Below are 17,550 nucleotides of genomic sequence, written 5' to 3'. Positions count from 1 at the left end.
AGCGGTCATCGCGTAGCTCTCCTGAAGGACTGTGGTAGGTCATCCAGAAGATCACGCGGTGGCCGCCTCTATGTGGAGGGCCCGCTGGTCACCGGGGCCGTCGCACACCACCTTGGTGGACGCCACTATGGACGGCCCCGCGCGCGAGCTGCTGCACGCGTGTGGGACCTGACCCGAACCGCATGCCATGGCGTAGGTCGGGCTCCGCCCAGCCCACCACATTTTGCAATGATCGGCCCGCTGAGGGACGGCACCAGACGATCTTCACCGGTGACGGTCCGCTGGAGCGGTCAGGTAAGCCAGGGGCTACCCGACGACCGCGCACTCTGATCGCTCGGCCCATCCGGCTCGCTTGGCTCCTAGCGGGGGAGATCACGACGACTACCGCGTCAGCCAACGTATGGGCGTCTCGCATGGCACGCGGTTCCTGGGTGGGGGCGCACGGTACGAATTTCACCGCCGTGGCCCTCTTGTCGTCCGGCCTTCCTGGGCCGTGGTGGGAGGGGCAGGCGCAGCGTCCGGGAGGGGGCGGTCCCGCCGCCCCGTGGAGGCGGAGCGGCAGGACCTGACCGCAACCCCTGTGCGGAGGGGTTGCGGCTGTCTAAGAGTGTTTCGGGGCTTCTGGGCCCAGGGGACTTCGCGACTGGCTGTCCCGGGGGCGCCCATCGGTATCTCGCGGCGTCACGACGGGCAGTTCGCCGGTGAGCATGAGATCGACGGCGACGTCGCGAAGCTTCCGGTTGGCGTTCATCGACGCCAGAGCCAGCAGTCGGAACGCATGGTCCGGCGTCACCTTGTAGCGCTCGATCAGCACGCCTTTGGCCTGTTCGATGACCGCTCGGGACGCCAGGGCGGTCTGCAAGCCGTCGGCCAACTTCCGGGCGCTCTGGTACGCGTACACGTTCCCGGCCGCCACCGCGGCGTGGGGACCGAACGCCACTGCCACGGACCTGCTGTTCTCATCGAACCCGTCAGGCTTCAGCGAGTACAGGTTCAGCGCGCCGGACACGCCGTCTTCCTCATCGATGACCAGGGGTATCGACAGGGAACTGAGGTTCCCGCGCTCGGCCGCGCGCGGGACGTAGTCCGGCCAGCGGCTCTCGGTGCGGGTGTCGGTGATCTCGGTCACCTCGCCGGTGCGGGCAGCATGAAGGCACGGTCCGTGGCCGCGCTCGTACTGCCGCTCGTCGAGGTCGACGGCGAGTTGCCCGGTCCAGGCCACCGTCGACGGCGCGTCCTTGATCAGCAGCGTCACTGACGCCTCGATGTCGCCGGGCAGGACGGTCGTGACCAGGTGGGCGACCGTCTGCAGCAGGCTTTCCATCGACAACTCGCGCAGGGACAGTCTGCCCAGGCGCAACAGCGCATCGGCGGCGCTCGAGGGTTGGGAGATATGCCTGTCGGCCACGAAGGCCTCCGGTCTGAAGTAAGAACCGGGGGCTGGGGACCGCGGCCACGGCCCCCGAAGGGTGCCGCGCTGATGCAGCCGATGATTCGACGCACCATCGTCGCTCGGAGCATCCCGAACGCTTTCCCCGAGCTTACGCACATGCAAGTGGCATTGCGCATCGGGCCCGTGCGACCCAAGTCCGGCGGCACACCCGTCCCGGCACATTTGACCGCTTGCCACAACTAGCCCATCCGGCTGCAATGGGTCGGGGAAGGGTGGACGAAGGGCATGCCGGAGGGACGCGCAGCGCCCTTCCGGCGACCGATCCAGCTGGAACACTCGGCCGGGGTGAAGCGGCATCCCGGCGCCGAGCGCTACGAGGCTCGCGGATCAAGGGGCCGTCGTGTGCCGTGGACGGGCGTCCCCGCCCGCCCCCATACAGTCACGAAGCGCTCAGCCAACACCCCTCCACCGACCGCACTGGGCCAACGAGTGACCGGCAGCTCAGGGGCGTTCTCAGACTCCTGGGCGCGCGTCCTGCGGCTCTTCCTACCTGGCCTCACCTCGCGCGCCGCTGACACGGAACTCGAGCCCGCCTGGCGCCTGCAGTGCTGCGGGCGCGGCGTGGGCCGGCACGTTCCGCCAGCGTGCCAAGGATGCACGGTCACCTACCGGCCCACTCGCCCACCCTGACCACAGCAGTGGGCGGTCCCCGGCCTTCTTGAAGTGACAGTCCATTCGGTAGCGCTACTTCCACCGGAAGTGAACGAAGACCCGGCCGAAGTTGCCGGAGTCCTTCTCGACCCGGTGATACAGCGCCTTGATGTCCTTGCGATCCAGAAAGCGGAGCACCCGCTTCTTCAGCTGGCCGGACCCCTTCCCGGGGATGATCTCGACCAGAGGCGCTCTCTTGGCGACGGCCTCGTCGATGATCGCGCGGAGCGCACGGTCGATCTCGCCACCGCCGTTGTAGATGTCGTGGAGATCGAGCTTGAGCTTCACCCAACGATCGTCCTCGCCCGGCGCGGCGAGGACCACCTCCCCCGCCCCAGGAAGCGGGGACGCAGCTTGAGACCGGTCCAGGGCGGCGCCTGCCCAGGCGGAACGTGAACCGACGGGCGAACGGATCTTGGTCCGCAAACAGTCCGCAGGAGGTCCAATCCAGGCCATGGTCGGTCAACGACGACAAATCACATACGCGCAGGTCAGACCGCGTTTTCCGCAACTTGCCACACACTGCAACACGCCGAGGATCAGTACGACAACTACCGCTGAGCTGAGGGAGACGGCCCCCGCGCCGCGGCGCAGGGGCCGTCAGCCCAGTTCCCGGGCCATCTGCTGCAGCCGGGCGATGCGCTCGGCCATCGGCGGGTGGGTGGCGAACATCGACGCCATCCCCTGCCCGCGGAACGGGTTGGCGATCATCAGGTGGCTCTGGGTCACCAGCCGGTCGTCCTGCGGCAGCGGCCGGGCCGCCACGCCGCGCTCGAGCTTGGACAGCGCACTGGCCAGCGCCAGCGGGTCGCAGCTGAGCCGCGCACCGGAGGCGTCGGCCTGGTACTCCCGGCTGCGGCTGACCGCCATCTGGACCAGGCCCGCGGCGACCGGGCCGAGGAAGACCAGCAGCAGGCCACCCAGCCCGCCGCCCTGCCGGTCCTCGGACCGGCCACCGAACAGCGAGGCGAACATCGCCATGTGCGCCAGGTAGGTGATCACCGTGGCCATGGCGCCGGCGACCGAGCTGATCAGGATGTCGCGGTTGTAGACGTGCGAGAGTTCGTGGGCCAGCACGCCGCGCAGCTCCCGGCGGTCCAGCAGCTCCAGGATGCCCTGGGTGCAGCAGACGGCGGCGTTGCGCGGGTTGCGGCCGGTGGCGAAGGCGTTGGGCTGGTTCGTGGGGCTCACGTACAGCCGGGGCATGGGCTGACGGGCCTCGGTCGCGAGCTCGCGCACGATCGCGTAGAGCTGCGGGGCCTGGGTCTCGGTCACCGGGAAGGCACGCATGGCCCGCAGCGCCAGCTTGTCGGAGTTGAAGTACGCCCAGCCGTTCACGCCGAGCGCCAGCACCAGCGCGATGAGCAGCCCGCCGCGGCCGAAGAAGCTGCCGACCAGCAGGATGACCCCGGCCATCAGGCCCAGCAGCACGGCCGTCTTCAGTCCGTTGTTCCAGCGTTGCACGAGCGGTAGAACGCCGCCGGCCCGATCCCCGTTCCCCCGGCGGGCTGGGGCCCGGCTGTGAGGTGAGCCGACCCTGTGTGGCTTCCCTCACGTCGACGGCCGAGCCGGTCCCCCGGCGCGCCGCGCACGTAGCCTGGCGGGTCGGAGGTACCTCACACATGACTGGCACCAACCCCGGAATCAGCTCTGCCGCGAACGGTGTTGCCCCTGGCATGCACCCCGCCCTGGACCCCGCCATCGACGCTGCCGCCCACAGCTCCGCCCCCGGCGGACTGGTGAAGAGCGTCGTCGAGCTCGATCGCGTCGTCATCCGGCTCGCCGGGGACTCCGGCGACGGGATGCAGCTCACCGGTGGCCGCTTCACCAGTGAGACGGCCTCGTTCGGCAACGACCTGTCGACGCTGCCGAACTTCCCCGCCGAGATCCGGGCGCCGACGGGCACCCTCCCCGGGGTCAGCAGTTTCCAGCTGCACTTCGCCGACCACGACATCATGACCCCGGGCGACGCCCCGGACGTGCTGGTCGTGATGAACCCGGCGGCGCTGAAGGCGAACCTCGTGGACCTCCCCGGCGGTGGCCTGCTGATCGCCGACTCCGACGAGTTCACCCCGCGGAACCTGGCCAAGGTGGGCTACGCCAGCAACCCGCTCGAGGACGGCTCGCTGGAGAAGTGGCAGTTGGTGAGCGTGCCGCTGACCTCGATGACCACCGATGCGCTCGCGGACTCCGGCCTGGGCAAGAAGGAGGCCGAGCGCAGCAAGAACATGTTCACCCTCGGCCTGCTGTCCTGGATGTACCACCGGCCCACCGAGGGCACGATCCGGTTCCTGGAGCGGCAGTTCCGCCGCAAGCCGCAGATCGCCGCGGCCAACATCGCCGCCTTCCGCGCCGGGTTCAACTACGGCGAGACGACGGAGGCCTTCGCGGTCTCCTACGAGGTCAAGCCGGCTCCGATGGCCCCGGGCAAGTACCGGCACATCTCCGGCAACCAGGCGCTCTCCTACGGCCTGGTCGCCGCGGGGCAGCGCTCGGGCCTGCCGGTGTTCCTCGGGGCCTACCCGATCACCCCGGCCAGCGACATCCTGCACGAGCTGTCCAAGCACAAGGCCTACGGCGTGCGCACCTTTCAGGCCGAGGACGAGATCGCCGGCATCGGCGCGGCCCTGGGCGCCTCCTTCGGTGGGGCGCTCGGTGTGACGACGACGTCCGGTCCGGGTGTGGCGCTCAAGGCCGAGACCATCGGCCTGGCCGTGATGACCGAGCTGCCGCTGCTCATCGTCGACGTGCAGCGCGGCGGCCCCTCGACCGGCCTGCCCACCAAGACCGAGCAGTCGGACCTGCTGCAGGCCCTCTACGGCCGCAACGGCGAGGCCCCGGTGCCGGTCATCGCGCCCCGCTCCCCCGGCGACTGCTTCGACGCCACGCTGGAGGCAGCGCGGATCGCGCTGACCTACCGGACGCCGGTCATCCTGCTGTCCGACGGCTACCTGGCCAACGGCGCCGAGCCGTGGTCGATCCCGGCCACCGACGAGCTCCCCGACCTGCGCACGGAGTTCGCCACCGAGCCCAACGGTGAGGACGGCGAGTTCCTCCCCTACCTGCGTGACCCGGAGACCCTGGCCCGGCCCTGGGCGGTCCCCGGGACGGCGGGGCTGCAGCACCGGATCGGTGGGCTGGAGAAGGCCGACAAGACCGGGAACATCTCCTACGACCCGGAGAACCACGACTTCATGACCCGCACCCGGCAGGCCAAGGTCGACGGCATCGCCGCCTCGATCCCGGCGACCGAGGTCGACGACCCGGACGGCGACGCCCGGGTGGCCGTCATCGGCTGGGGCTCCACCTACGGACCGATCGGCGCTGCCTGCCGTCGGATCCGCGCCTCGGGCCGTTCGATCGCCCAGGTGCACCTGCGCCACCTCAACCCGCTGCCGGCCGACCTGGGCGAGATCCTCGCCCGGTACGACCGGGTCGTCTGCCCCGAGATGAACCTCGGTCAGCTGGCCATGGTCCTGCGGGCCAAGTACCTGGTCGACGTGCACAGCCACACCCAGGTGCGCGGGCTGCCGTTCCGCGCCGCCGAACTGGCTGCCGTGTTCCAGGACGTCATCGACGGGACCACCGGGACGGTCGCCACCCTCGACACCGGCTCCGACACCCCTGCACAGACGGGAGCGGCACTGTGACCGCCATCGAGTCCACCAACGCCCACGTGCACGACCTCGGCATGCCCGCCGCAGGTCCGGACGTCACCACGATCTCCGGCGCCATCGACGCCTCGGTCGCGGCGAACGGCCCGAAGCAGACGACGCTGAAGGCCAAGGACCTCAAGACCGACCAGGAGGTGCGCTGGTGCCCGGGGTGCGGTGACTACGTCATCCTCAACGCGGTCCAGAGCTTCCTGCCCAGCCTCGGCATCGCCCGCGAGGACATGGTCATCGTGTCGGGCATCGGGTGCTCCTCCCGATTCCCGTACTACATGAACACCTACGGGATGCACTCGATCCACGGCCGGGCCCCGGCCATCGCGACCGGACTGGCCGCCTCCCGCCCGGACCTGTCGGTGTGGGTCGTCACCGGGGACGGCGATGCGCTGTCCATTGGCGGCAACCACCTGATCCACACCCTGCGCCGCAACGTGAACCTGACGATCCTGCTGTTCAACAACCGGATCTACGGGCTCACCAAGGGGCAGTACTCGCCGACGTCGGAGGTCGGGAAGGTCACCAAGTCCACCCCGATGGGCTCGATCGACGCCCCGTTCAACCCGGTGTCGCTCGCGCTGGGCGCGGACGCGACCTTCGTCGGCCGGGCGATGGACTCCGACCGCAAGGGCCTCACCGACGTGCTGCGCCAGGCCGCCGAGCACCAGGGCACGTCGCTGGTGGAGATCTACCAGAACTGCAACATCTTCAACGACGGCGCCTTCGAGCTGCTCAAGGACCCGGCCACCGGCCCGATGTGGACCATCCCGCTGGTGCACGGCGAGCCGCTGGTCTTCGGCCCGGGGGGCGCCTCCTGCGTCGTCCGCGACGACTTCGGCGGCCTGCGGATCGCCGAGACCAACCAGGTCGACGCGAGCCAGATCGTGGTGCACGACGCGCACCGCGAGGACCCGTCGTACGCCTTCGCGCTGTCCCGGCTGTCCAGCCAGGACCTGCGCTACAGCCCGATGGGCGTCTTCCGGTCGGTGGCCAAGCCTACGTACGACCGGATGATGGCCGACCAGCTCGAGGACGCCGCGGCCCAGGAGCCCGCCGACCTCGACGCCCTGCTGGCCGGCAGCGACAGCTGGACCGTCAGCTGATCCGAGTCGACCGCTGAACGCCGGTGGCCCAGGACCTCTCCGGTCCTGGGCCACCGGCGTTCATGCCCTGCGGAGCAGCTCGGTGAGCACCGCCAGGGCCCCGGCGAGCTCGCCCCTGGTGGGGTGGGCGAACCCGAGCACCAGCCCGGCCCGGTCCCCGTGGGCGCCGGCCAGGTGGTGCCGCCCCAGCCCGTCCAGGGCCACCCCGCGGGCCGCAGCCGCCGCGATGACCGCCGCCTCCGTCCCACGGTCGGGCAGCGGCACCAGCACGTGGGCTCCGGCGGGGTCTCCCTCCGCCAGGCAGCCGGCCGCGGTCACCGACGCGAGCACCTCCGCCCGGCGGCCGGCGAGCTCGCGGCGCAGCCGCCGCAGGTGCCGGGCGAGGTCGCCGGAGTCGGCCAGCGCGGCGAGGACCCGCTGACCGGCCCGAGCCGGGCGGGTGCCCGTCCTGGTCCGCCGGGCGAGCAGGACGGCGCGCAGGCCCGGTGGCGCCACCAGCCAGCCGGCACCCAGGGTCGGGCTCACGATCTTGCTGGTGGTGCCGAGGTGGACGACGACGTCCGGCCCCAGGGCACCCAGCAGCGGCAGCGGAGCGACGTCGTAGCGCAGCTCGCCGTCGTAGTCGTCCTCCAGCACCCACCAGCCCTCGGTGCGGGCGCGGGCGACGAGGTCCAGCCGCCGGGCTGCCGACATCCGCAGGCCGAGCGGGTACTGGTGGGCCGGGGTGCAGTAGACGGCGGCCACCCCGGCCGGCACCGCGGCGACGACCAGGCCGTCGCGGTCGACGGGGACGGGCACCGGCTGCACCCCGGCGTCGATCAGCGCACCGACGACCCGCTGGTACCCCGGGTCCTCCACCCCGACCCGGCTGCCCGGGGGCAGGACGCGGGCGACCTCGGCCACGGCGGCCGAGGTGCCGGACGTGGCCAGCACGTCGGCTGCGGTGGCCGACAACCCCCGGTGGCGCAGCAGGTGCTCGGCGACGGCGGCGCGGAAGGCCGGGTCCCCGGCCGACTCGGTGGTGGCATCGGGCGCGCCGTCCCCAGCAGCGCGCCAGGCACGCCGCCAGGCCGCCTGGTCCAGCACCTCGAGACAGGGCGATCCGGCCCGCAGGTCGACGAGCGTCGGACCCGCCGTCGGCGCGGCCAGGCCGGCGCGGGCCGGTGCCGGTCGGGCCAGCACGGAGCCGACCACGAACGTGCCCACCCCGCGGCGCCCGGCAGCCCACCCCTCGGCCAGCAGCTGGTCGTAGGCGGCTGCGGTGACCGTCCTGCTGACCCGCAACGCCGCGGCCAGCTCCCGGGTGGACGGCAGTCGGTCACCCGGGCGCAGTGCACCGGCCACGGCGGCCTCCCGCAGCCCGTCGGCCAGCTGCGCCGACAACGGCCTCGCGGCCGACCGGTCGAGGACGACGGGCGGGACGTCGATCAGCGGACACCTCCGGTGGCCTGGCGGAAAAGCGGCGGAATGGCCCTTGGAGGATGCCACTGCGTGCTGCACGTTGGGGGCATGGACGTCCCAGCCCCGCTCTCCTCCACCGCCCGCAGCACCATCCGCCGCGGAGCTCGGCGGGCCCGCACCGACCGCGCGGAGCTGTACGCCGTGCTGGACGCCGGGCTCGTCGGCCACCTGGGTGTCGTGCTCGACGGCGCGCCGGTGGTGCTGCCCACCGGGTACGGCCGGGTCGGCGACACCCTCTACCTGCACGGCTCGACCGGCGCGGCCACCCTGCGCGCCGCCGCGGCCGGCCAGCCGGTGGCCTTCACCGTCACCCACGTCGACGGCGTCGTCTACGCGCGCTCGTCCTTCCACCACTCGATGAACTACCGCTGCGCCGTCGTGCACGGCACCGCGCAGCTGGTCACCGACCCCGCCGAGCGGCTGCGCGCGCTGGCGGCGCTGACCGAGCAACTGGCGCCGGGCTCCTGGACGGCGACCCGGCAGCCGGACCGCCGGGAACTGGCCGCCACCGCCGTCCTGGCGCTGGACCTCGCCGAGGCGAGCCTGAAGGTGCGCACCGGTCCGCCCGGGGACGACGAGCGCGACCTGGCGGCCGATGCCGGCCCGGCGCCGGTGTGGGCCGGGGTCCTGCCGCTGCGCACCGTGCTCGGCGAGCCGGAGCCCGATCCGCTGCTCCCGGCCGGGGTGCCGGTGCCGCCCCGGGTGCGGGACCGTGCGCTCAGCTGGCCGGGGTGACCCGGAGCAGCTGGTCCTCGCCGTCGCCGTTGTCGGTGGTGACGTAGAGCGCGCCGTCCTGCCCCTGCTCGGGGGTGCGGATGCGGCCGTGGGCGTCCTCGAGCTCGGGCAGCCGGAAGGACTCGACGAGCTCGCCGTCATCGGTCAGCCGGAGCGCGAGGACGCCGGTGTCCTTCTGCACGCCGATGAGCAGCAGCCCGTCGTAGTCACCCCAGGCCTCCCCGTCGAGGAACGTCGCCCCGGACGGCGCGATGGTCGGCTCGCCGGAGGACCAGACCGCGGGCACTGCGCCGGGGGCGGTCATCGGCACGCTCTCGTCGTACACGCCCGCCCCGACCGGGTCCCAGCCGTGGTCGGCACCCGGCTGGAGCAGGTTCACCTCGTCGTCCCGGTCGGGCCCGTGCTCCACCGAGTACACCTGGCCGGAGTCGGGGTGCACGGCCAGGCCCTGCAGGTTGCGGTGCCCGTACGTCCAGATCCGGTCAGCGGCGTCGGCGTCGGCGGTGAACGGGTTGTCCGGCAGGGCCTCACCGGTGTCCGGGTCGATCCGGAGCACCTTGCCGGCGAGTGAGCCGAGGTCCTGGGGGTTGGTCCCGAGGGCGTTGTCACCCGTCCCGACGAAGAGCGCGCCGTCGGGGCCGAACTCGACCCGGCACCCGCCGTGCCGGCCGCTGTCGGCGTTGACCGGGATGCCGCCCAGCAGCGGGTCGGCGACCCGGGTGGCGGTGGTCCACCCCTCGTCCACGGTCCAGGCGATCACTTGGATCTCCGGCGCCTGGGTCCCGGCGCCATCGGCGGACTCCACGCCCTGGCAGGTGTAGAAGCGCCGGTTGTCGGCGAAGGTCGGGTCCAGGGCCAGGCCCATCAGGCCGGTCTCCCCCTCGGCGAACAGGTCGTCGAAGTCCGCGTCCAGCGTGCGCGCCTCGCCGTCGAGCAGCACCGCGGTCAGGCCGCCGGCGCGCTCATCAAGCAGCAGCGTGCCGTCCGGCGCCTGGGCGACGTCCCAGGGGTGGTCGAGCCCGTCGAGCACCACCTCGACGTCCAGCGCGGGGGCACCGGTGGGTGCGGACACCGGCGCAGGGGCGGCCGCGTCGGTGTCGGCAGAGCCGGAGTCGGTGGCACCGCAGGCGACGAGCAGCAGCACGGCCCCCATGCAGGGTCCCGCCGCCAGCCTGCGAGCGGTGGGGGGCATGGGGGTCCTTTCTCAGCTGGTGCGGGTCACCACGTACGTGCACAACCCGGAGAGGGCCTCCCGCACCGGGCCGTCGGGCACCGCCGTCAACCGGTTGCGGGCCCGGTCGGCGTACTCGCCGAGCACCGCGGTGGCCCGGGCGAGCGAGGTCGAGCTGCGCAGCAGGGCGAGCGCCTCGGCGTGCTCGGCGTCGTCGACGACCGGGCCGGCCACCAGCTCGCGGAGCCGGGCCTCGGCCGGGTCCTCGCCGGCCAGGGCGAACAGCACCGGCAGGGTGGCGATCCCCTCGCGCAGGTCGGTGCCGGGGCGCTTCCCGGACACCCCGGCCTCGCTGACGATGTCGATCAGGTCGTCGGAGAGCTGGAAGGCCACCCCGACCTCCTCACCGAACGCGGTCAGCGCGGTGACCAGCTCCGGGGCGGCGCCGGCGAACGAGGCACCGAAGCGGGCGGAGGTGGCGACCAGGGACCCGGTCTTGTCGGCCAGCACCCCGAGGTGGTGGTCGACGGCGTCCTCGCCCGGCTGGGCGCCGACGGTCTCCCGCAGCTGCCCGGTGACCAGTCGCTCGAACGTCCGGGCCTGCACCCGGACGGCCTCCGGACCGAGGTCGGCGAGCAGGTCCGACGCCCGGGCGAAGAGGAAGTCGCCGGTCAGGATGGCGACGCTGTTGGTCCAGCGGCTGTTCGCGCTCGGGGCGCCCCGGCGGACGGAGGCCTCGTCCATCACGTCGTCGTGGTACAGCGTGGCCAGGTGGGTCAGCTCGCAGACCACGGCCGCGTCGACCACCTCGGGGGCGTCCGCGTCGCCGAGCTGGGCGGCGAGCAGGGCCAGCAGCGGCCGGAACCGCTTGCCGCCGGCGGCCATCAGGTGACCGGCGGCCTCGTTCACGAACGCGTGCTCGCTGGCGACCGAGGAGGCCAGCCGGGCCTCCACCCGCGCCAGCCCGTCGGACAGGGCCTCACCGAGCTCACCGTCGGGCAGCCAGGGGCCGATCGTCGAGGCCGGGCTGGCGGGCCGGTGCCAGGACTGGCCCTCCCGCTGGGGGTCGCGTCCGCCGCCCTGGGGGCTGGTGGTGCCGGCTCCGGTCATCAACCGACGAAGATAGCCGCCGCGCACGGCCCCCGGCGCACCGGCCTGCCGCCGGCCGGGCCGTCGGGAGCCGGTCAGCCGACGAACACCGCGGCCGACTCTGCCAGCTCGAGCACCGCGCCGGGCAGGACGCCGAGCACGAGCGTCGCGGCCGCGGTGACCGCGAGCACGATCGTGGTCGGCATGCCGGGCACGCCGACGGTGGGGCCGTCGGGCGCGGGGTCGGAGAAGTACATGAGCACGACCACCCGCAGGTAGAAGAACGCCGCGATCGCACTGGCGACCAGGGCGGTGACGACGAGCGGCCAGGCGCCGGCCTCGATGGCGGCCCGGAAGACGGCGAACTTGCCGGTGAACCCACTGGTGAGCGGGATGCCGGCGAGGGCCAGCAGGAAGAAGGACATCAGCGCGGCCACCAGCGGGGAGCGCTGGGCCAGGCCGGCCCACTGGGAGAGGTGGGTGGCCTCGCCGTCGCCGTCCCGGACCAGGGTGACCAGGCCGAACGCGCCGAGCGTGGTGAGGCCGTAGGTGACCAGGTAGAACATGGTCGCGGCCAGCCCGTAGCCGGTGCCGTCCGGGCCGAGGCCGATGACCCCGGTGAGCAGGAAGCCGGCGTGGGCGATCGAGGAGTAGGCCAGCATCCGCTTGACGTCGGTCTGGGTGAGCCCGAGCACCGCGCCGACCACCATGGACGCGATCGCCAGGGCGTAGACCAGCGGGCGCCAGGTCCAGTCGGCGGTGCCGAAGGCCACGTAGAGCAGCCGCAGCACCGCCCCGAAGGCGGCGACCTTGGTGGCCGCGGCCATGAAGGCGGTCACCGCGGTGGGGGCGCCCTGGTAGACGTCGGGGGTCCAGCTGTGGAAGGGCGCGACGCTGGCCTTGAACATCAGCCCGACCACGAGCAGGCCCAGCCCGATCACCATCAGGGCGCTGCCGCCCTCGGTGACCACGGCCACCCGCACGTCGGACAGCCGCACGCTCCCGGTCGCGCCGTAGACCAGGGCCAGCCCGTACAGGAAGAACGCCGAGGCGAAGGCGCCGAGCAGGAAGTACTTGACCGCCGCCTCCTGGGACAGCAGCCGGCGGCGGCGGGCCAGCCCGGACAGCAGGTACAGCGGCAGGCTGAGCACCTCGAGCGCCACGAACATGATCAGCAGGTCGTTGGCGGCGGTGAACAGCATCATGCCGCCGATGGCGAAGGATGCCAGCGGGTAGGCCTCGGTCTGCACCCGCTCGGAGGTGGCCAGCTCACGGTCCCGGACGCTGCCGGCCGGGACCGCGGCGGCGGCGACGAACGCCGAGCGGGCCGGGTCCAGGGCGCGCTCGCTGAACAGCAGGACCGACAGCGCGCCGAGAACGGCGATCGTCCCCTGCAGGAAGAGGGCCGGCCCGTCGACGGCCAGCGCCCCGGCGGCGGTGACCTCCTCGGTGCCGGCCAGCAGCAGCGTGGCGACGAAGGCCCCGACGGTGCCGACCAGGGCGATCGTCACCTGCACGGGATGGCGCACGGACCGGGGCGTGAACGCCTCGACCAGGACGCCGACGCACGCGGCGCCGAAGACGAACAGCAGCGGTGCGAGCGCTGCATAGGACAGGTCCGGTGCCTCGATGGCGCCCATCAGTCGGTTCCCCCGGTCCCGGTGCTGCCCGGTGCAGCAGGCGTGCTGCCCCCGGGGTCGACGCCGATGTCGCTCATGGTCGCCTCGACCGCCGGGCTGACCAGGTCGATCAGCGGCTGCGGGTACACCCCGAGCACCAGGATCAGGGCGACCAGCGGCGTGACGACGGCGATCTCCCGCCCGGACAGGTCACGGACCGCCAGCACCCGGGCCCGCGCCGGCGCCTCCAGCACCGCGGTCGCCCCGCCGGCACCGCGCTCGGGGACGGCGGTGGCGCCGCCCCGGGCGCCGTGCTCGCCAGCGCCGTGACCAGCAGGGCCGTAATCAGCAGGACCGTGATCAGCAGGACCGTGATCAGCAGGACCGTCCTCGTCGACCAGCAGCACGCCGCGCGGCGGCCCGTGCATGACCCGCTGGTACATCAGCAGCACGTAGAGGGCGGCCAGCACGATCCCCACGGTGGCGATGATCGTGAACACCGGGCGGGTCGGGAACGCCCCGATCAGCACCAGGAACTCGCTGACGAAGCTGTTGGTGCCCGGCAGCGCGAGGGAGGCCAGCCCGGCGAGCAGGAAGACCCCGGCCAGCAGCGGCGTCTTGGCCGCCAGGCCCCCGTAGTCGCGGATCTGCCGGGAGCCGCCGCGGGCGATGACCATGCCGACGACGATGAACAGCAGGCCGGTGGCGATGCCGTGGTTGAACATGTAGAGCACCGCGCCGGTGGCTGCCTCGGTGGTGAAGGCGAAGATGCCCAGCGCGATGAAGCCGAAGTGCGCGATCGAGGTGTAGGACACCAGCCGCTTCATGTCGCTCTGCCCGACGGCCAGCAGCGCCGCGTAGATGATCCCGGCCACGGCGAGCACCAGCACCCAGGGGGCCAGGTCGCGGGAGGCGTCGGGGAACAGCGGGAGGCAGTAGCGCAGGAAGCCGAAGGTGCCGACCTTGTCCAGCACGCCGACCAGGAGCACGGCGCCGCCGATGGGTGCCTCGGCCCCCGAGTCGGGCAGCCAGGTGTGGAAGGGCACCAGCGGTGCCTTGATGGCGAAGGCGAGGAAGAAGCCGGCGAACAGCAGCTTCTGCACGTTCGGGTCGATCTCCAACTGGCGCAGCGCGTCGAAGGCGAACGTGCCCTCCCCGAGCTGGGAGTTGCTGACCACGTACAGCCCGATCACCGAGGCGAGCATGACCAGCCCGCCGAGCAGGCTGTACAGGAAGAACTTGACCGCGGCGTACTGCCGGTTCGCACCCCCGAAGCTGCCGATCAGGAAGTACATCGGCACGAGCATCGCTTCGAAGAAGACGTAGAACAGGAAGACGTCGGTGGCGGCGAAGACCCCGACCATCAGCGACTCGAGCAGCAGCAGCCACGCCCAGAAGGCGGTCATCGACCGCGCCGGGCGGCCCGGCCGGGGCAGCGGGGTGTCCCGCCACGAGGCGCCCACGACGACCGGCACCAGCACGCCGATCAGCAGCAGCATGGACAGCGCGATGCCGTCGACGCCGAGGGCGAAGTCGACCCCGAAGTCGGGGATCCAGGCCACCGAGGTGGTCAGCTGGAAGCGCTCGCCGCCGGGGTCGAAGGCGACGGTGGTCAGCACGGCGAGCAGCAGGACCAGCAGGCTCACCGCCAGGGCGAGCTGGCGGGCCAGCGCCTCCCGGGCGGCCGGCAGCGCCGCGACCACGGCAGCACCGACCGCCGGGACGACGATCATCAGGACCAGCCAGGGGACGTCGGTCACGGCCGGGCCGCCTCTCCGCGGGTGGGGGTGTTCAGGGTGGTCATGCCGTCACCGCGACCAGCGCGCCGGCGACCAGCACCGCGCCGCCGAGGATGCCGAGGGCGTAGCTGCGGACGAACCCGGTCTGCACCCGGCCCAGCCGGGCCGAGCCGCCGCCCAGGGCGGCGGCCGCGCCGTTGACCGCGCCGTCCACCCCGCGGGCGTCCAGCCAGACCAGCGCGCGGGTCAGCCACATCCCGGGGCGCATGACGAGCGACTCGTTGACCGTGTCGGCGTAGAGCCCGCGGCGCGCGGCGGTGACCACCGGCGAGACGCGGGCCGGCGCCGTCGTCGGCACCTCGCGGCGGCCGACGAACAGCCAGGCCGTGAGCGCCCCGAGGGCGACGACGATCGTGACGACGATGCTGACCACCAGCGGCGACACCAGGTGCGCGGCCTCCTCCGGCTCGCCGAACACCGGCTCCAGCCAGCCGCTGAGCGGGAAGACCGACACCAGCAGGAAACCCGCGGCGACCGACCCGAAGGCCAGCAGCACCATCGGCGCCGTCATCGACGCCGGGGCCTCGTGCGGGTGCACGCCCTCCTCCCAGCGCGGGCGGCCGAAGAAGGTCATCAGCATCAGCCGGGTCATGTAGAAGGCGGTGAGCCCGGCGCCGAGGACGGCGACCCCGCCGAGCACCCAGCCGGAGACGCCGCCGCGGTCCAGCGCCGCCTCGATGATCGCGTCCTTGGTCCACCAGCCGGACAGGAAGGGGAAGCCGATCAGCGCCAGGTAGCCCAGCCCGAAGGTGACGAAGGTGATCGGCAGCTTCCTGGCCAGGCCGCCGAAGCGGCGCATGTCCACGGAGTCGTCCATCGCGTGCATCACCGAGCCCGCGCCGAGGAACAGCCCGGCCTTGAAGAAGCCGTGTGCCAGCAGGTGGGCGATGGCGGCCGCGTAGCCGACCGGCCCGAGCCCCACGGCCAGGAACATGTAGCCGATCTGGCTGACCGTGGAGTAGGCCAGCACCTTCTTGATGTCGTCGTGGGCGCAGCCGGCGATGGCCCCGATCAGCAGGGTGACCGCGCCGACGGCCAGGACGACGGTGCGGGCGGTGGGCGTGGCGTCGTAGACGGGGGCGCTGCGGGCGATCAGGTAGACCCCGGCGGTCACCATCGTGGCCGCGTGGATGAGCGCCGAGACCGGCGTCGGGCCCTCCATCGCGTCGGGCAGCCAGGCCTGCAGCGGGAACTGGCCGGACTTGCCGCAGGCGCCGAGCAGCAGGAGCAGCCCGATGGCGGTGACGGTGCCGCCGGCGAGCAGCCCGACCGAGCCGAAGACGCCGGCGTAGGACGTCGTCCCGAGCTGGGCGAACATCAGGAAGATCGCCAGCGCCAGGCCGACGTCCCCGACCCGGTTCATCAGGAACGCCTTCTTGGCCGCCGTGGCGGCCGCCGGGCGGGTGTGCCAGAACGCGATGAGCAGGTAGGACGCCAGGCCGACGCCCTCCCAGCCGACGTAGAGGGCCACGTAGCTGTTGCCCAGGACCAGCAGCAGCATCGCCGCGACGAACAGGTTGAGGTAGGCGAAGAACCGGCGGCGGCCGGGGTCGTGCGCCATGTAGCCGATCGAGTAGACGTGGATCAGCGCACCGACCCCGGTGATCAGCAGGGCGAAGGCCGCCGATAGCGGGTCGAACAGCAGCCCGGCGGTGACGTCGAGGTTGCCGGTGTCGATGAAGGTGAACAGGTCCAGGCTCACCGTGCGGCCGGCGCGCTCGGTCAGCGCGAGGGTGCAGGCGAGCGCGAGAGCGAACGCCGCGACCACGGTGCCGGTGGCCAGCAGGTGCCCCCAGCGGTCGGTACGCCGCCCGCCAAGCAGCAAGAGCGCCGCACCGGCCAGCGGCAGCACGATCACCAGCCACGCGACGGACAACAGCCCGTCGACCGGGACCGACGCAGGCACGACCTCGTTCACCCCTGTGCTCCCGTTCCGCTCAGTACTTCAGCAGGTTGACGTCGTCGACCGAGGCCGAGCGGCGGGTGCGGTAGATCGACATGATGATCGCCAGGCCGATGACCACCTCCGCGGCGGCGACGACCATCACGAACAGGGCGATGACCTGGCCCTCGACCGTCCCGGTGCTCCGGGCGAAGGTGATCAGCGTGAGGTTCACCGAGTTGAGCATCAGCTCGATGCACATGAACACGACGATCGCGTTGCGCCGGACCAGGACGCCGACCGCGCCGATGGTGAACAGGATCGCGGCCAGCACCAGGTAGTTCGTGATGGTCATCGGGGCGCGCCCTCTCCGCTGCCGGGGACCGGGCCGGTGGTGCCGCCGCCGATCGTGCCGAGCGCGGCGTCGGTGCCCCCGGCGTGCGGCAGTCCCTCCCGCTCGGCCCCGACGCTGCCGGTGCGCGGCAGCTCGTCGACCCGCACGGGCTCGACCCCGGTCGCGAAGCTGCTCGGCGCGAGACCGCCGTCGGGCAGCCGGCCGGGCGCGGCGATGGAGTTGGCCCGCGCGTAGACGCCGGGCCCGGGCAGCGTCTGCGGCCGGTCGGTGAGGAACCGGGCGCGGGAGCGCTCCTTCTGGCTGCGCAGGACGCCGGGCTCCCGTTCGGCGTGGGTGAGCATCAGCGCGCCCACCGCGGCCACGATGAGCAGCGCACCGGTGACCTCGAAGGCAAGCACGAAGCGCCCGTAGAGGACGGCGGCGATCGCCTCGACGTTGCCGGCGGCCGGCCCGCCCGCGGTGTCCTGCACCGCCGCGAGACCGATCACCGGCAGGTCCTCGGCGCCCCGCGCGACACCGGCGCCCACCAGCCCGGCGAAGCCGATGCCCAGGACGATCGCCGCC

Annotated in this window: 14 protein-coding genes; 3 read left to right on the top strand and 11 right to left on the bottom strand. The window is 72.6% G+C overall.

What is annotated here, in order from left to right:
* Positions 1-601: 601 nt before the first annotated feature.
* The 3 genes from G5C62_RS18285 to htpX form a co-directional block, all read right to left on the bottom strand.
* Positions 602-1,408 carry a GAF and ANTAR domain-containing protein gene (locus G5C62_RS18285; protein WP_241175975.1) on the bottom strand — a complete coding sequence of 269 codons (807 nt, stop codon included), beginning with the start codon at positions 1,406-1,408 and terminating at the stop codon, positions 602-604.
* A 729-nt stretch (positions 1,409-2,137) separates the two neighbouring features.
* Complete coding sequence (locus G5C62_RS18280) at positions 2,138-2,428, bottom strand: Smr/MutS family protein (RefSeq protein ID WP_241175974.1); 291 nt, start codon at positions 2,426-2,428, stop codon at positions 2,138-2,140.
* 276 nt (positions 2,429-2,704) lie between these two features.
* The gene (gene htpX / locus G5C62_RS18275; protein ID WP_164702150.1) at positions 2,705-3,568 is read right to left on the bottom strand and encodes a zinc metalloprotease HtpX; all 864 of its coding nucleotides are present in this window, start codon (positions 3,566-3,568) and stop codon (positions 2,705-2,707) included.
* A gap of 212 nt (positions 3,569-3,780) precedes the next feature.
* On the opposite strand from htpX, the gene G5C62_RS18270 reads away from it, so the two are divergent.
* Both G5C62_RS18270 and G5C62_RS18265 read left to right on the top strand, forming a co-directional pair.
* A complete protein-coding gene (locus G5C62_RS18270) occupies positions 3,781-5,754 on the top strand; it encodes a 2-oxoacid:acceptor oxidoreductase subunit alpha (protein WP_164702149.1) in 1,974 nt (657 codons plus the stop codon).
* Positions 5,751-6,875, top strand: a complete 1,125-nt coding sequence (locus G5C62_RS18265; RefSeq protein ID WP_231557958.1) for a 2-oxoacid:ferredoxin oxidoreductase subunit beta — start codon at positions 5,751-5,753, stop codon at positions 6,873-6,875. Before G5C62_RS18270 ends, G5C62_RS18265 begins: the two co-directional genes overlap by 4 nt.
* A 60-nt stretch (positions 6,876-6,935) precedes the next feature.
* Here G5C62_RS18265 and G5C62_RS18260 read toward each other — a convergent pair whose 3' ends face one another.
* Complete coding sequence (locus tag G5C62_RS18260; protein WP_241175973.1) at positions 6,936-8,258, bottom strand: PLP-dependent aminotransferase family protein; 1,323 nt, start codon at positions 8,256-8,258, stop codon at positions 6,936-6,938.
* A 126-nt stretch (positions 8,259-8,384) separates the two neighbouring features.
* On the opposite strand from G5C62_RS18260, the gene G5C62_RS18255 reads away from it, so the two are divergent.
* Complete coding sequence (locus G5C62_RS18255; RefSeq protein ID WP_164702148.1) at positions 8,385-9,071, top strand: pyridoxamine 5'-phosphate oxidase family protein; 687 nt, start codon at positions 8,385-8,387, stop codon at positions 9,069-9,071.
* Here the strand turns inward: G5C62_RS18255 and G5C62_RS18250 are convergent.
* The 7 genes from G5C62_RS18250 to G5C62_RS18220 form a co-directional block, all read right to left on the bottom strand.
* The gene (locus G5C62_RS18250) at positions 9,055-10,224 is read right to left on the bottom strand and encodes a PQQ-dependent sugar dehydrogenase (RefSeq protein ID WP_164702147.1); all 1,170 of its coding nucleotides are present in this window, start codon (positions 10,222-10,224) and stop codon (positions 9,055-9,057) included. The genes G5C62_RS18255 and G5C62_RS18250 overlap by 17 nt on opposite strands.
* 51 nt (positions 10,225-10,275) lie before the next feature.
* Positions 10,276-11,352, bottom strand: coding sequence for a polyprenyl synthetase family protein (locus G5C62_RS18245; protein WP_164702146.1), 1,077 nt, complete (start codon positions 11,350-11,352; stop codon positions 10,276-10,278).
* A gap of 74 nt (positions 11,353-11,426) precedes the next feature.
* Positions 11,427-12,971: an NADH-quinone oxidoreductase subunit NuoN gene (gene nuoN / locus G5C62_RS18240; protein WP_036333191.1), complete on the bottom strand. Its 1,545-nt coding sequence runs from the start codon at positions 12,969-12,971 to the stop codon at positions 11,427-11,429.
* A complete protein-coding gene (locus G5C62_RS18235; RefSeq protein ID WP_164702145.1) occupies positions 12,971-14,710 on the bottom strand; it encodes an NADH-quinone oxidoreductase subunit M in 1,740 nt (579 codons plus the stop codon). Before G5C62_RS18235 ends, nuoN begins: the two co-directional genes overlap by 1 nt.
* Positions 14,711-14,750: 40 nt before the next feature.
* The gene (gene nuoL, locus G5C62_RS18230) at positions 14,751-16,667 is read right to left on the bottom strand and encodes an NADH-quinone oxidoreductase subunit L (protein WP_164702144.1); all 1,917 of its coding nucleotides are present in this window, start codon (positions 16,665-16,667) and stop codon (positions 14,751-14,753) included.
* A 19-nt stretch (positions 16,668-16,686) separates the two neighbouring features.
* The gene (gene nuoK / locus G5C62_RS18225) at positions 16,687-16,986 is read right to left on the bottom strand and encodes an NADH-quinone oxidoreductase subunit NuoK (RefSeq protein ID WP_036333187.1); all 300 of its coding nucleotides are present in this window, start codon (positions 16,984-16,986) and stop codon (positions 16,687-16,689) included.
* A partial coding sequence (locus tag G5C62_RS18220) for an NADH-quinone oxidoreductase subunit J (RefSeq protein ID WP_346774130.1) occupies positions 16,983-17,550 on the bottom strand: 568 nt, incomplete at its 5' end. The genes G5C62_RS18220 and nuoK, both read right to left, overlap by 4 nt.

The organism is Modestobacter sp. KNN46-3, from assembly GCF_011039295.1.
The sequence above is the reverse complement of the archived record's forward strand: the minus strand, read 5'-3'. Positions and strand labels throughout refer to the sequence as shown.

What these genes read in the sequence shown, in the direction of transcription:
- G5C62_RS18270 (WP_164702149.1), top strand. Translation starts at nt 3,781, where the DNA reads ATGCACCCCGCCCTGGACCCCGCCATCGACGCTGCCGCCCACAGCTCC.
- nuoN (WP_036333191.1), bottom strand. Translation starts at nt 12,971, where the DNA reads ATGGGCGCCATCGAGGCACCGGACCTGTCCTATGCAGCGCTCGCACCG.
- nuoK (WP_036333187.1), bottom strand. Translation starts at nt 16,986, where the DNA reads ATGACCATCACGAACTACCTGGTGCTGGCCGCGATCCTGTTCACCATC.
- G5C62_RS18255 (WP_164702148.1), top strand. Translation starts at nt 8,385, where the DNA reads ATGGACGTCCCAGCCCCGCTCTCCTCCACCGCCCGCAGCACCATCCGC.
- G5C62_RS18250 (WP_164702147.1), bottom strand. Translation starts at nt 10,224, where the DNA reads ATGGGGGCCGTGCTGCTGCTCGTCGCCTGCGGTGCCACCGACTCCGGC.
- G5C62_RS18245 (WP_164702146.1), bottom strand. Translation starts at nt 11,352, where the DNA reads ATGACCGGAGCCGGCACCACCAGCCCCCAGGGCGGCGGACGCGACCCC.